The organism is Roseibium litorale, assembly GCF_014842915.1.
GTDB classification, from domain to species: domain Bacteria; phylum Pseudomonadota; class Alphaproteobacteria; order Rhizobiales; family Stappiaceae; genus Roseibium; species Roseibium litorale.
The window spans coordinates 175,439-189,133 of the sequence record NZ_JACYXI010000003.1 but is presented as its reverse complement, the minus strand read 5'-3'; the positions used below and the strand labels follow the sequence as shown (position 1 = coordinate 189,133).

Genomic DNA, 13,695 nt, shown 5'->3' with positions numbered 1-13,695 from the left:
TTTCAAACCAGAACACCTCCGCCGATCTGAATTGGAATATGAGACAAGGCATGGGTCAGCACGGCAGCTTCAAAGCCGTAACGCAGGTAGATCAGCCCGGCGGCAATGCCGATGATGCCATTGAGAACCAAGGCACGGGTCACCACGATCACATCGATACTGACCATCGTGGAGGTCAGCGGCAGATGTGCCAGACCGAAGATCAGCGCAGCGGCGATCACGGCGGCAAACCGGAGGCTCTTGTTTTCAGCGGCTTGCCGCCCGAAAATCCGGGAAATAGCCCATATCAGCACAGAAACCAGGAACAGCCGCATCAGCACTTCCTCGTTGACGCCGCCGTAAAGAAATCCGCCAAGCAGTCCAGTCCAGAAGGAATCCGTCTCAAGGATGCTTTCGTATCCTGGATGCAAGCCGACGGCTTGGCTTTGGAAAATCAGGACATCCGCCAGAACCATGGCCATGCCCCCGGCTATGCCAACAATGGCCGCCAGAAGGAAACTGAATGGCTCCACGCTTTTGCGCTCACCACCAACCCATCGCAGCACCAGCGGCGCGCCCTTGAGGCCGCAGGCCTGCGCCGCGCAAAGTCCTAGAAAGGCTGCTGGCGCAAACAGCAGAACCGATTGCAGAACAGCAGAGCCATAGAGCTCCCAGCCGGGCACTTCCGGGGCATGTAACCTTGCACGTGCAGCAATAATCGCTGGAAGGATCGACAAGGATCCCAAGATACAGGCGAAGGTAAGCAGTGCAGTCGCACGCAGTTTGATAATCACCGGCGCCCCCTCGTGCCTTCAACGTCAACAAAATACCGGAACGGAAAATCCGCCCCTTTTCATAAAAAATTCTCTCTATATGACAGTCAGAAGATCTCTCCGCAGAACGCAATAATCTGACCATCAATTTGGTAAGAGGCTCTTAAGAACAACGCACGAATAGTTCATTTCTTCGAGTTTGGGCTTCATGCGTCTTGCAACAAACTTCGCCATTCGCGGCTGGTCCATCGAGACCGTGAAGCAAAAGCGGGCCACAGTCCCCAACGCCTTCTGCCGCTTCGCACAGGCAAGCCAGAGCGGAATGATCATGGCCTGATGCTGAAGCTCGGGCGCGACAAAAGAGCAGGTCCAGCGGATCAGATCTGCACCGATCTGATGAGTGATGATCCAGCCCCGGACCCTGCCGTCCCGTTTATCCCGCAGGGCTACGCTGGTTGGCAGATGCGCATCCCCTTCGAACACAAAGGGACTCAGATCCGGTGGCGACAGGCCGCCAATTGCCGCCGAGATCCTCGCCCGCGCCGCCTCGTCAACCTCCTGCCAGGCGATGACTTCAAAAGGATCCGGCAACCGCGCCTTGACCAGCCAGGAGGTCTCGAACGCCTTTTCAATCGTTGTCCGGCAGTTCAGCCCGGTTACGCGAAGGTTCGGCCAACCGGCAGACCGCAGGAAATGCAGAGGGCTCTGATCCTCCGGTTTCACCGTGACGTAACTTGCGCCCGTGCGGCAGCCTTCCGCCACAAAGGCCTGCTCCATCTCCCTTAGCAAGCGGGTCCCGAGGCCTTGGCGGCGGTAAAGCGGCAGGACATAGAGCGAGGCAAGCTCGAAGTCCGCATTGGGACCAGGGACACCAACGGCCAAGCCACAGGGAAATCCGCCGTCCTGAGCGATGGCCAGCTTAACCCCCGCTTTTCCGCGGAGTTTTTCCCGTAGAACCGGAAAGGTGAGATGCGCAACGGGTTCGAAGCCAGCCAAAGATGTCACAGTAACATCCACGCCTGCATGAGCCGCCGCCACCTCTGGGATCTGCGAAAGGAATGTCACGTTCTCCCCCGTGTCCCGTTTTTTCTCCGCCATTGCCAAGGACTGATGAGACCAGGACGGCATCATGCTGACACCGCCCTGTCTGATGTTCACTCAGCCGGAATGGCCGCCAGATTGGCCTCCAGAAGCTCGCCACGTAGCGCGTCGGCTTCTGCCTGAGAGCTGTATTCCTCAAGCACACCGGCGCTGAAGACCGTGTCCATGAATTCGGCTGCAACCATGAGACCCGTTCCCGCCTCCAACAGCACAGACACAACCTCGCCCATGGTCAGGTTACCGGCGGCAATGAGCTCTCCTGCTAGCCGGCCGCAAGCGGGGTTCTCGATCGTGTGCTCCTGGCATCTGGATATAAGCCTGAAGCCATATTTTGCCGGCTCGTAAGCGAGATCGGCACGGAACCGTGCCGGCCAGCTGGCAGGCATGTCTGTCATCATGTGCGTGTCAATCAGGTCATCGATAGCGGCCCCGAACGACGCAGCATCCTCGAAGTGGCGCTCGCCGAACACACGATAGCCAAGCGGATATTTATCGCTGCCCGGCACCGGAACAACGAGCTGCACGGTCTGGCGGACCATCGAAACCAGGAAGCCGGAAACACAGGCAATGGTCGTGTGATCGATTTCCAGCTCAGAAATCTTCTCGGACTTGCCGGCCTCCCTCAACTTCTGAACCCGCTCCCGCGCCCGGCCCGCATGCGCCTTGGCCGAAAGCGAATGCTTGCTCTGCAGGACCAGTTCCACACCCATGAGTTCTTCCGGTGTGAAAGCCGCATGGATCTTGTCCAGGTGCCGGACGCTCAGGACAGAGAAGCGGTTGGTGACGGTCTTGAACTTGTCGAAGAGCGCCAGAACGCGGCGGGTCAGCGCCTCGTCCTTCAGCGGCGCCGCCGTCGTCGTTTGCGGAAGCGCGCCGGTGATGTGGTAATAGTCCTCGATGAACCGGTCATAGTCCGGGTTGTCGCAGGGGTCCGTTGCCCAGTAGCAGAAACCGGTCTGAACAGCTGTGTCGAAGCGGTCGTTCATCGCCTTGACCACACCCTTCCACAGCTCGCCTTTCTCTTCATAAGAAACATGGCCGCGGAACTTGTCCGCCGACAGGCCGCAGAACCAGCAGCCGACAGTGCAGCCCTCGCTCAGCTCAAAGGCGACGATGGGGTGAACCACAGCATGGGCGGAAGCGCCGAGTTCGCTGTAGGACCGGCGGATCTGCCTTTGCCGCCAGCGGTCAAACTTCGGATGAATATGCTCTGTTGCGCCCTCATCGCGGATCATGTCGCGGTGGGTGAGCATATCCTTGATATAGTCATCCCAGGCCGCAGCCATGGGCCACCGGTGACGCTCTTCGGAATGGCGCCACTTGCGGTGGTCCACACGCCAAAGGGTCGGGACTTCTGCCGGGTCCAGCTCCAGACCGAAGGCCTCGGATGCCTTTGAGGGACAGTCCAGGTTCTCACCGAGAGCCTGCCGGAAAGCCGGGTCGGTCGCCAGTCGTTCCATGAACCGCTTGGTATGGGCCAGCTCGCGGATCTGCTCCGCGCTCCGGGTTTCAAATATGCCGCGGTAATGTCGTGTGGCCTTGGTGATTTTCATCGAGCAAAACGCCCCTTTCAACCGGTCCCCAAAAGGCATTTCCGCCCGCCCCCGATGCCGGAGACGGCAAGGGGCGGACCGAACCGTGCCAGCTCAATGCCGGCTGGATCAGGTCAGGACGGCAGCAGCCACGGCCACGACTTCGACAGCGGCAGCCACGTCAGCAGCCGCTTCAGCCACCTGCACCGCGCTGGTCGCCACTTCTGCCGCCTCCACGGCGGAACTGGCGACTGCTGTGGTCTGAGCAACAGTGCTCGAAGTAGCAACAGAGCTGTGGTGATGCTTGCCGCCGGCAATGGCGTCGAGCTGTTCGTCGGTGAGATCCTGGGGAGACCGGGACAGAATATATTCTTTCGCCTCATCAATCGAGAAATCATAGCCTCTCGACTTTGCAAATTCCACGACAGACGCGAGCCCGGTCGCCACTCCCTTAACAGCATCTCTCAGTTCCGGATCCTTTGCAATTTCGTCAGCAAATCGTTTTGCATCAGCAACAGACATATTGGCCTCCTGAAATGAGACTACAGACCCCGCATAGACGTATAAATTGCGGTATCAATCAGATTTACGTCGTTAAGGTACGTCCTTTCCGAAAGCCTCGTCCAGAATTAATTGTAGTTAACTCTGATTTAACTGCGAATTTCTCTACGTAATATATCAACACCCAACCCGACCTTTCCAAAGGCAGCCAGGGAAACACAATCATTCCGGGTACTTCCCGCACCCGCTCATGTATCCTCAAGGCGTTTTTTTTAAAACACATAAACAGGATTCCACCACTGTTCAGGTGCAGGCAAAGCAGGATACCGTTTCCGCCACAAACTCCTGCCCAAGGTCACATGATGCCCCGTGAAGATTTTGCACGCACCGGCCCCACTCGCCATACTGGAAGCTACTATGCTGCCAGCGCTAATCCGGCCCCAGACCGCCCGACGCTAAGTGGAGATCTCACGACCGACATATGCATTGTCGGCGCTGGCTACAGCGGCCTGTCCACTGGACTGCATCTGGCTGAAAAGGGCTACAAGGTGGTCATGATCGAGGCCGCTCAAGTCGGCTGGGGCGCATCGGGACGCAATGGCGGACAGATCGTAGCCGGGCTCAACGCCAGCCTTCAGACCATCCGCATGCGATATGGTGCGGACACGGCTACATTTGTCGCGGGTCTGGTTCAGGAAGGCGGACATATCATCCGCGAGCGGATCAAGACTTACGATATCCAGTGCGACCTGAAGGAGGGCAACATCTTTGCCGCCTATACGGGCGCACATATGCGAGAGCTGGAAGACCGCTTGAAGCTCTGGGCAAGCTATGGCCTGCACAATCAGGAAATGCTCAGCAAGGAACAACTTCGCAAGCACGTGGCGTCCGATGTTTATGCCGGCGGCATGATCGACCACTCGGGCGGCCATGTACATCCGCTCAATCTCGCGCTTGGGGAAGCTGCCGCCTTTGAAAGCCTCGGCGGCGTCATTTTTGAACAGTCGCCTGTCGTGAAGGTGGACACCGCTGCTGCCAGACCGAAGGTCATGACCTCCGGCGGATCAATCACCTGCAACACCCTGGTTCTGTGCGGCAATGCCTATCTCGGCCATGTGGTTCCGGAGCTCACCGCGCGCGTCATGCCCGTTTCCACTCAGATGCTGGCAACAGCGCCCCTTGGAGAAGACCGCGCCAATGCCCTCATTCCGACGGATGTCTGCGTCGAAGATGTCCGCTACATCCTCGACTATTACCGCCTGTCCGCAGACAAACGCCTGATCTTCGGCGGCGGCCTCGTCTATGGCGGTACGGACCCGAAGGACATCAAGGCCAAGCTGCTGCCGAACCTGGAAAAAGTCTTTCCGCAGCTCAAGGGCGTTGCCATCGACTATGCGTGGAGCGGCAACTTCGCTCTGTCCTTCAGCCGCGTTCCACAGATGGGGCGCCTCGGCAACAACACCTATTTTGCTCATGGCTACAGCGGGCACGGGGTAACTGGCTCGCACACATTCGGCCGTATTCTCGCCGAGGCCATCAGCGGCGACCGCTCGCGCTTCGACGTCTTCGAGAAGGTACCATGGTACCCCTTCCCGGGCGGGCGCATGTTCCGCGTGCCCTATTCCGTCATGGGCTCCTGGTGGTACGCCCTGCGCGACCGGCTCGGGGTGTGACACCCCTTTCCCTTCCTTCCCCTCACTGCGCCCGGTGGTTCAGATCGAACACCGGCACCACCTTTCCCTCCCGCCGGATCAGCTCGCGCAAGGCTGTAACATCCGGGCGGGCGGGTGCAGGAGGCAGGGCGGTGTCCATTCCACCCTTTTGAGCGAGCACTGCACAGGCAAGAACTGTTTTTCCGGGCTGGATCGTCCCGCGCAACTGGGGCACCAGGGAGCGGGCATTGATGATGTTGGTATTGCTCAGTGGGCTCAGAACCAGAGGCGTCCGGTCGTCATAGGCCTTGACCGCGCTCACATCGCTCCGGGTCGCGACCTGCGCCAGACCGTCCCCGCAGCCTTCCTGCCAGGCCTTGAAGTCCGGCTTTGCAATCGCAAACCCGCCTTCGGCAACCTCGAGCGGCCGGGCAGTCATGATCTCGTGAAGGCGCACATGCCATGGCCCTTCCGGGTAGATCCAGCTTTCCACCATCACATCGTCCATCGGGCTCCAACGGGAATAAAGCACATTCCCGGCATATTCCGCATCCTCACAGGTCTCGCGGATCCGGAAATGAAGACCATCCGACGAGAAGGAGATCATGTTGTCCGTCGCCGCGCTTGGGAAATGCCGCTCGTTGGCTTCATTGGAAAAGCCATAGCGAGTGGAATAGGCAAACTTGGCGTATTTCTCCGGCGTTCCCCGCCAACGGGCATAGTATTGGCCGGACGTCAGAGCAACCGTGTGTCCGGGAAGGTTCTGCATGACCATCCCTGCTTCGGGCAGAACCACTGGATCAGCTGACTTCTTTGGCAGCACTTCTTCAGCCGTCCAGAAAGGATGATCCTCCGGCAGGGCAAGAGGCAGGAAGGCCTTCATCGCCCAATAGGGCGAACCGGCGGAATTGTAGCCTTCGCTCATCAGGAGGTTGGGATAGCTGAAGCCGACGGACAGGACGCCATCCCGCTCGAACATGGGCTGACGGGCCCACCAGCGCAGGTTCCTGAGATAATAGCCCTTGATCTCGCCCCAGGGCAGAGCCTCAACACCGGCAAAGGCCAAAGCGCCCCAAAAGCCCGCATGGGCAAACCGATAGGTCAGGCTGCGGCCAAAGGGCAGCGCCGCCCCGTCTTCCGCATACCAGTGGCGGATCGAGCGGGCAAAGGCCGCCGCTCTCGCCTTGTAACGCTCTGCGCGGGCCTCATCGCCAGAAAGAACCGCATAGATCAGGCCGTAATAGTGAAAGGCGAAGGGAATGTAGTGGTCGGCGCTGCGGATCGGCCCGTCCCGGGACCAGCCCTCGCCCATATAAAAGCCGTCGATATCATCCAGATAGGCCTCCCGCATGGAGGCATCGACCGGGACGCCGCAATGCTCCAGGCCGAGATCCACCATAACCCGGAAGAATTTCCAATTGCTGTTGACGAACTCCCGGTCCCGGCCGGACTTCAGATAGGCCGCAACATTGCGCTTGGCCGTGTCTTCCAGCGGGCCCCAGATCTCAGCGCGCGCCAGCCGCAGGGCAAGACCGATGGCCGCCAATTCAACTTGCCGCTGATCGATGTCGGAAACGTCGCCCCAATACTCCGGGTGGTCCGGATCGGTGCCGTTCTTCAATCCCTCCCGGTAAAGCGCCCAGTGATCGAAGGCGCCTTCTCCCACAGTCAAAGGCACAATCCCCCAGAGCGGGCGGGCAAAGCCCTCCAGTTCTGCTGCGGCCTGATCGAAATGGGCCGACATGCTGCTCAGCCTGACGCGTGCCCCGGAGGCCGAGAAATGGGGCAGAAGCGGTTCAAAAAGCTGATGGACAGCGGCTAGAACATCGCTCCGGCAGCGCAAAGGATTCTCGGAAAAAGGATTGTTGGGCACGTGCGATGGGTCCGGAGTTGCGGGGCCGACACCAGGCCGGCCCCGCTCGGTTGGTTACTTGATACCTGCGACGTCGGCATTCATCTGGGCGATGCCGTCATCGATGGAGATGTTGTCGGTCATGATCTCGTCATGCACGCGGTTCAGCACCAGCTCGTACTCGGCGGCCTTCAGGTCCACCGGCATTTCCAGGTAGGTCGCCGTGGTGGTTAGGGCTTCGGCACTGGCCTTGTCCTGCGGGAAACCCGGCTTTGAGGTGATGGTCTCGATTACGTTGCCATCACGCAAGGCCGGGATGGTGCCGGTGGCAGCAATGATGGCAGCCCCTTCCGGACCGGAAACCCAGGACACGAACTCCTTCGCAGCTTCCGCATGCTTGGAGTTGACGTTAACGCCCAACGAAGTCACCTGACCAGCGGTAGAACCAGCTGCAACGTCATCCGGATGCGGATACTTCACGATGCCCCAGTTGGTGGCCTTGGATTCACCCGATTCCACCTTGGCGATCTGGGTCCCAATGAACCAGGTGCCCATCGGCAGCATGGCAATCTGACTGGCAAACCACGGTCCGGAATAGTGGGTCTGCGAGGTCTTCAGCGAAGCATAGCTGCGCACCGCCCCGTCCTTCTGGAGAGACAAGGCCCGCTCATACCAAGGATTCAGGAAGCTGTAGTCCTTGGACACCAGCGTATGTTCCCCGCTCTGGATGGCCGGAAGCTGGACTGTGGACCGCCAGGTGTGGAAGTGGGCACCATAAACCTTGTTCGGACCGAAGCCTTTGGTCGCTGCCCGGGCCTTCTCGTCGAATTGGGCCCAGGTCATATCGTTGGTTGGATACTCGACACCGGCGGCGTCGAAGGCATCCTTGTTGTAATAGACGATCCAGAAGTCTGTGCGGAAAGGCAGACCGTATAGACCTCCGCCCACGTCCAGCGCCTCGATCAGACCGCCATAGCCGCCGGTCTGCGCCGGGGCATCCAGCTTCATCAGACGGCTGGTGTTGACCATCTGGGCATAGCCCGGAACGTCCTTGATCGTGACAACATCGATATCATCGCCGCCGCCCGTCAGCTGGGTCATGACCATCTGGTTATAGTCACTCGAGCCAAGATCGGTGTGTTCGATCTTCACATCCGGATGAGCGCTCTCATAAGCCTCAATCAGCGGCTTGTAATAGGCCACCTTGTCCCAGTCCCAAAGGGCCCAGTTCAGCTTGATGTTTTCCGCCATGGCGTGGGCGGGCAGCAAGGCCAGAGCGGTCGCCGCCATCAAAACAGGCTTCATCAATCTACGCATTTGCATTGTCTCCTCCATTGTCAGTTCAAAGTGCCAGGCCTGTCCGGTCTCCCTTCGGACAGGTCAGCTATCGCGGGCTGTACGGGAACAGCCGAGTTCCACTCCCTTGAGCATCGCGAAACTCATGAGCAATGCGCCGAGGGAGAAGTTGACCAGCACCGGCAGAAACACCGACACGGGATAGAAAAGGATGTGCGCCAGCCAAAGCCCGGCCACGACGCCGAGAGCTGCCAGTCCCGGCAGCGGACGGGCCAGAACCGCGAGAGCAGCGATCCTGATCACCAGCCCGAGGGCCTGGACCTTCGCTTCCGGGCCCTCCGTCTTTGCCAGACTGACGAAAAAGCTGCTGGCGGCGAGCGGCAGCAGAACGGAAACCATCACGGCAAGCGCGAAGGGGGCCGCGAAAACAAGGTTGTGCTTGGCCTCTGCGGCATAGGCGGGAATGGCAACCCAAGCGAGGACAGCAGCAGCGGCAAAGACCGCCCCGCCAACCGTTGCCAACCAGAACCCTGACCGGAATGCTGCCCAGAAGTCCCGCCACAGATAGACGTTCCGGTCTTCGATCATGGCGACGCAGACGGAAACCGCCGCGGAATAGGCAGCCGGCACGGTCACCAGCGGCAGGCACGCCGCAATGAACAGAACGTTGAGCCGCAGCAAGTCCCACCATTCGCGGACAAGGATAGCGCCAAGCAGACGCAGCCCTTCAGGCTTCGGCGCATCCTTGTCGATGCCCGGCCCTTCGCGAAAATAGAAATTGGCGACCCAGTTCATATGGTCTTGTTTCCTTGCGGTCTCAGTGCGCCGGACGGCCAGTCCGGAGCGCGATTTCCGTTTCCTTGTCGAAAAGGTGAGCGGCAGACAGGTCGGCGATCAGCGGCACCGTGTCTCCGGTTCTCGCCCTGCAGCGCGGCGACACCCGGGCAATGATCCCATGGCTTCCCAGCTTGCCGTTCAGGTGCACTTCTGCGCCCATCGGTTCTGCCAGTTCCACCGACATCTCGACCGGAGCTGTCAAGGCAGGATCGACGTCCACCGGCGGGCGTTCGTGGAAGTTCTCCGGACGCAGACCCAGCACGCAGCTGCGGCCCTCATGACCAGCCACGGCCCGCGCAAGATGCTCCGGCAAAGGCAGGAGCTGGCCTTCATATTCCGCGGCAAACCCGCCGGCCGTCTTGCGGATGATCACATCCAGGAAGTTCATCTGAGGCGCCCCGATGAACCCTGCCACGAACATGTTGGCCGGCTCGTCATAGAGAACCTGCGGCGTATCCACCTGCTGAATGTAGCCGTCCTTCATGACCACGATACGGTCGGCCATGGTCATGGCTTCAACCTGGTCATGGGTCACATAGATGAAGGTGGCGTCCAGGCGGCGGTGCAGCTTGGTGATTTCCGCCCGCATGGCTGTGCGCAGCTTGGCGTCCAGGTTGCTGAGCGGCTCGTCGAGCAGAAAGACTTCGGGCGAACGGACCATTGCACGGCCCAGCGCCACGCGCTGCCGCTGGCCGCCGGAAAGCGCCTTCGGCTTGCGGTTGAGCAGATGGGTGATGTCCAGAACCTCGGCGGCATCCTTCACCTTGCGATCGATGTCCTCGCGCGGGTGACGGCGCAGCTCCAGCCCGAAGGCCATGTTCTTGTAGACCGTCATATGCGGATAGAGCGCGTAGTTCTGGAACACCATCGCGATGTCCCGGTCCTTGGAGGGAACGTCATTGACGATAGTATCGCCGATCACGAGATCACCGCCCGAAATTTCCTCCAGGCCCGCGATCATGCGCAGGGTCGTCGACTTTCCGCAGCCCGACGGGCCGACCAGGATGATGAATTCCTTGTCTGCGATCTCAAGGTCGATGTCGTGGATCACCCTCAGTTCGCCGTAGGTTTTCCGCAGTTTACGAAGTGAAATACCGGCCATTCGTCTTGCCTGTCCTCTCAGCCTTGTCCGCACTCACCAATAGGGAGCCCATTGCCGCGACAAGCGCGTCAGACCTTCGAAATAATAGTAGTCCCCCCAGGCGACACACTCGTCGACGCCCTCGCCCCGGCAGGTGTTGTAGGGGGTTTTCTTGGAATAGGTGCCGTGCAGCACCAGCCCGTTGGAGACCTCCGGATCACGAACCGCATAATTGCGCCAGAGGCTTGCCAGCATGCGCGCGGCAAGATCCTTGAGTTCCGCTGCCCGGTGCTCGTCCACCAGCTCAGCCATTTCCAGAAGGCCGCAGGCGGTGATGGCAGCGGCAGAAGAATCCCGCGGCTCATCGCCCTCGGTGAAGGTCAGGTCCCAGTAAGGAACCAGATCGTCCGGGAGACGCTTGAGGTAGTAGGCGAGCAGGTTCTCGAACGCCTCCAGATAGGCCTCGTCCTTTTCATAGCGGTAGCAGACCGCCATGCCGGCAATGCCCCAGGCCTGGCCGCGCGCCCAGGCGCTGTCATCCTTGTAGCCCTGCTTGGTCGCCCCGCGCACCGGCCCACCGGTTACCGGGTCCATGTAGAAGGTGTGATAGGTGGAATGATCCGGGCGCACGGAATGGGCCAGCGTCGTCCTTGCGTGTTTCAGCGCCTTGTCCCGGTAAACCGGATTGCCACTCTCATGGCTGGCCCAATAGAGCAGCGGCAGGTTCACCAGACAGTCGATGATGAAACGGTAATTGTCCGGTGCGCCCATTGCGCCCCAGGCCTGCAGGAACTCGCCCTTCTCATGGAAGCGCTCCAGAAGCTGGTCGGCCGCGAGCAAAGCCGCATGCCGCCCATCCTCATCTCCCACCAGTTTCCAGGCGGCAACGCAGGTCGGCGAATAGAGGAAGCCCATGTCGTGATGGTCCGTCGCGATCCGGTTCTCAATCCGGTGCAGGAAGCTCTGCACATGGATCTGGGCTGCGTAGCGGAAAAGCTTGTCGCCGGTTGCCTCATAGGCGAGCCAGATCGTTCCAGGCCAAAACCCTGCGGTCCACTGGTCGTTGGGAACCGGTGGATAGAAGTTGTTCACACTGGAATGGTTCTGCGCCGAATAGGTGAAGCTAGGCAGATTGCGCCGGATCTGCGAAACGGTGGCCTGGATCGCATCGGCCACTTCGTCGTCGGTGATGGCGGCAATGGTGTGGGCGCGGTCGGCTGCGTCGAGCATGATTATCCCTTAAGTCCCGTCGAGGCGATGCCTTCGACAAAGAAGCGTTGCAGTGCGAGGAACACGATTAGAACCGGGATCAGCGACACGACGGACGCGGCCATGATCAGTCCGTATTCCTGGGTGTATTGCGTGATGAACATCCGGATGCCGATCTGGATCGTCTTCAGGTCGGTTTTGGTCAGGTAGATCAAGGGGCCGAGGAAGTCGTTCCAGGTGTTGACGAAGGTGAAGATCGTCAGCGTCGACAGGGCCGGCATGGACAGGGGCAGCATGATGCGCCACCAGATGCCGTATTCGCTCATGCCGTCGATCCGCGCGGCCTCACACAGTTCATCCGGGATCGACATGTAGAACTGGCGCATCAGGAACACGCCAAAGGCGGTGAAGGCCTGCAGGCAGATCAGCGCCATGTGGGTGTTGTTCAGCCCGAACTCCCGCATCAGAATGAACTGCGGCACCATATAGACCTGCCAGGGCATCGCGATCGTGGCGATATAGGCAAGGAACAGCGCATTCCGGTAGGGGAAGTGCAACTTGGCAAAGGCATAGGCGGCAAAGCTGGATGTCAGCAGCTGCAAGACGGTGACGATGACCGTCAGCTTGGTCGTGTTGAGCACGAAGATGCCAAGCGGGATCTTGGTCCAGATGTCGATGTAATTCTGCCAGCGCGGCTCGGAGGGGATCCACTCGATCGGGAAAGCGAACACGTCCCGGTCCAGTTTCAGCGAGGCGGACAGCATCCAGACGAAGGGGGCCAGCATGGTCAGGGTGACGATGATCACGACCGCATAGGTCAGGATCAGCCCCCAGTTAATCCGGCGTGGCGGCCGCTTCAGCGTTTCGGAGGACGTGGCAAGGCTGACAGATGTCATGCGGTGTCTCCTTCATTCCTCTGGCTCCAGCGGAACTGGATGATCGTGATGGCAAGAACCAGGAGGAACAGCACAAGCGCGACCATGCTCGAATAGCCGAGATCCCAAGAAATGAAGGCCTGGTTATAGATGTGATAGACGAGCACAAGGGTAGAGGTGCCGGGACCGCCCTGGGTGATCATGAAGATCTGGTCGAACACCTTGAAGGACTGGATCGTCAGCATCACCGAGACAAAGAAAGTGGTCGGCGCGAGCTGCGGCAGGGTGATGCGCCAGAACTTCTGCCAGGGCGTTGCCCCGTCGATATCCGCCGCCTCATAGAGTTCCGCACTGATGCCCTGAAGGCCCGCCAGATAGATAACCATGAAGTAGCCCATGTTCTTCCAGACGGAAAACAGGATGACCGTGACCATGGCCCAGTGCCGGTCGGCAGCCCAACCCGGCAGATTGCTCGGATCAACGCCCAGCGTGTAGAGGATCATGTTCACCGGACCGAATTCCGGATTGAAGATCATGTTCCAGACGACGGCCACCGCCACGAGCGAGGCCACATAGGGGAAGAAGGCCACCGTGCGGAAGAAATTCCGGCCGAAGATCTTCTGGTTCAGAAGGATGGCAAGTCCGAGCGAACAGATCAGCGTCAGCGGCACCACGAAGCCGGTGAAGATGATCGTGTTCCAGAATGCGGCCTGAAACACCCGGTCAGAAAACAGCCGCCAGAAATTGTCGAGGCCTGCAAACTCCATCGGATTGCTGCCGTCCCAGCGCATGAAGGCAAGGACGAAGGCAAACAGGATCGGCCCGAGCGTGAAAACTGCAAAGCCGATGAAGTTCGGAGCAATGAACGAATAGGCGACCAGCGTGTTCATGATCTTCCGCCGGCGTTTGGAAACCGCCGTGCGGACCGGAGACCTGGCGGCCGCGCGGACTGCTAGGCTGGCACCGGTTCCTGCCGCTGTCTTTTCCGTCGTGATTGTCACCCGGGG

The 13,695-nt window shown here is 59.8% G+C and carries 12 protein-coding genes; 1 reads left to right on the top strand and 11 read right to left on the bottom strand.

The window, feature by feature from the left end; translation table 11 throughout:
• Nucleotides 1-2: 2 nt before the first annotated feature.
• The 4 genes from IG616_RS23340 to IG616_RS06855 all read right to left on the bottom strand — a co-directional run bounded on the left by IG616_RS23340 (nt 3) and on the right by IG616_RS06855 (nt 3,907).
• Nucleotides 3-773 carry a CPBP family glutamic-type intramembrane protease gene (locus IG616_RS23340; protein WP_192147398.1) on the bottom strand — a complete coding sequence of 257 codons (771 nt, stop codon included), beginning with the start codon at nt 771-773 and terminating at the stop codon, nt 3-5.
• 123 nt (nt 774-896) lie between these two features.
• Nucleotides 897-1,817, bottom strand: a complete 921-nt coding sequence (locus tag IG616_RS06865; protein ID WP_192147397.1) for a GNAT family N-acetyltransferase — start codon at nt 1,815-1,817, stop codon at nt 897-899.
• A gap of 89 nt (nt 1,818-1,906) precedes the next feature.
• Nucleotides 1,907-3,406 carry a radical SAM family RiPP maturation amino acid epimerase gene (locus tag IG616_RS06860; protein WP_192147396.1) on the bottom strand — a complete coding sequence of 500 codons (1,500 nt, stop codon included), beginning with the start codon at nt 3,404-3,406 and terminating at the stop codon, nt 1,907-1,909.
• Nucleotides 3,407-3,514: 108 nt separating this feature from the next.
• Nucleotides 3,515-3,907, bottom strand: a complete 393-nt coding sequence (locus IG616_RS06855) for a Nif11-like leader peptide family natural product precursor (protein WP_192147395.1) — start codon at nt 3,905-3,907, stop codon at nt 3,515-3,517.
• Between the two features lie 338 nt (nt 3,908-4,245).
• On the opposite strand from IG616_RS06855, the gene IG616_RS06850 reads away from it, so the two are divergent.
• Entirely contained in the window at nt 4,246-5,559 is a 1,314-nt protein-coding gene (locus IG616_RS06850; protein ID WP_192147394.1) for an NAD(P)/FAD-dependent oxidoreductase, read from the top strand.
• A 22-nt stretch (nt 5,560-5,581) separates the two neighbouring features.
• On the opposite strand, the gene IG616_RS06845 is transcribed toward IG616_RS06850, so the two are convergent.
• The 7 genes from IG616_RS06845 to IG616_RS06815 all read right to left on the bottom strand — a co-directional run bounded on the left by IG616_RS06845 (nt 5,582) and on the right by IG616_RS06815 (nt 13,689).
• Nucleotides 5,582-7,411, bottom strand: a complete 1,830-nt coding sequence (locus IG616_RS06845) for a DUF2264 domain-containing protein (RefSeq protein WP_192147393.1) — start codon at nt 7,409-7,411, stop codon at nt 5,582-5,584.
• Nucleotides 7,412-7,465: 54 nt separating this feature from the next.
• Complete coding sequence (locus tag IG616_RS06840) at nt 7,466-8,707, bottom strand: extracellular solute-binding protein (RefSeq protein WP_209007327.1); 1,242 nt, start codon at nt 8,705-8,707, stop codon at nt 7,466-7,468.
• A 63-nt stretch (nt 8,708-8,770) separates the two neighbouring features.
• Nucleotides 8,771-9,481 carry a DUF624 domain-containing protein gene (locus IG616_RS06835; protein WP_192147391.1) on the bottom strand — a complete coding sequence of 237 codons (711 nt, stop codon included), beginning with the start codon at nt 9,479-9,481 and terminating at the stop codon, nt 8,771-8,773.
• Nucleotides 9,482-9,503: 22 nt separating this feature from the next.
• Nucleotides 9,504-10,625, bottom strand: coding sequence for an ABC transporter ATP-binding protein (locus tag IG616_RS06830; RefSeq protein ID WP_192147390.1), 1,122 nt, complete (start codon nt 10,623-10,625; stop codon nt 9,504-9,506).
• A gap of 33 nt (nt 10,626-10,658) precedes the next feature.
• Entirely contained in the window at nt 10,659-11,834 is a 1,176-nt protein-coding gene (locus IG616_RS06825) for a glycoside hydrolase family 88 protein (protein ID WP_192147389.1), read from the bottom strand.
• Nucleotides 11,835-11,836: 2 nt separating this feature from the next.
• A complete protein-coding gene (locus IG616_RS06820; RefSeq protein WP_192147388.1) occupies nt 11,837-12,709 on the bottom strand; it encodes a carbohydrate ABC transporter permease in 873 nt (290 codons plus the stop codon).
• Nucleotides 12,706-13,689, bottom strand: a complete 984-nt coding sequence (locus tag IG616_RS06815) for a carbohydrate ABC transporter permease (RefSeq protein ID WP_343072349.1) — start codon at nt 13,687-13,689, stop codon at nt 12,706-12,708. Before IG616_RS06815 ends, IG616_RS06820 begins: the two co-directional genes overlap by 4 nt.
• Nucleotides 13,690-13,695 lie beyond the last annotated feature (6 nt).

Bases quoted from the DNA above. Each gene is read 5' to 3' on its own strand.
- IG616_RS06840 (WP_209007327.1), bottom strand. From the start codon at position 8,707: ATGCGTAGATTGATGAAGCCTGTTTTGATGGCGGCGACCGCTCTGGCC.
- IG616_RS06835 (WP_192147391.1), bottom strand. From the start codon at position 9,481: ATGAACTGGGTCGCCAATTTCTATTTTCGCGAAGGGCCGGGCATCGAC.
- IG616_RS06830 (WP_192147390.1), bottom strand. From the start codon at position 10,625: ATGGCCGGTATTTCACTTCGTAAACTGCGGAAAACCTACGGCGAACTG.
- IG616_RS06820 (WP_192147388.1), bottom strand. From the start codon at position 12,709: ATGACATCTGTCAGCCTTGCCACGTCCTCCGAAACGCTGAAGCGGCCG.
- IG616_RS06825 (WP_192147389.1), bottom strand. From the start codon at position 11,834: ATGCTCGACGCAGCCGACCGCGCCCACACCATTGCCGCCATCACCGAC.
- IG616_RS06850 (WP_192147394.1), top strand. From the start codon at position 4,246: ATGATGCCCCGTGAAGATTTTGCACGCACCGGCCCCACTCGCCATACT.
- IG616_RS06860 (WP_192147396.1), bottom strand. From the start codon at position 3,406: ATGAAAATCACCAAGGCCACACGACATTACCGCGGCATATTTGAAACC.
- IG616_RS06855 (WP_192147395.1), bottom strand. From the start codon at position 3,907: ATGTCTGTTGCTGATGCAAAACGATTTGCTGACGAAATTGCAAAGGAT.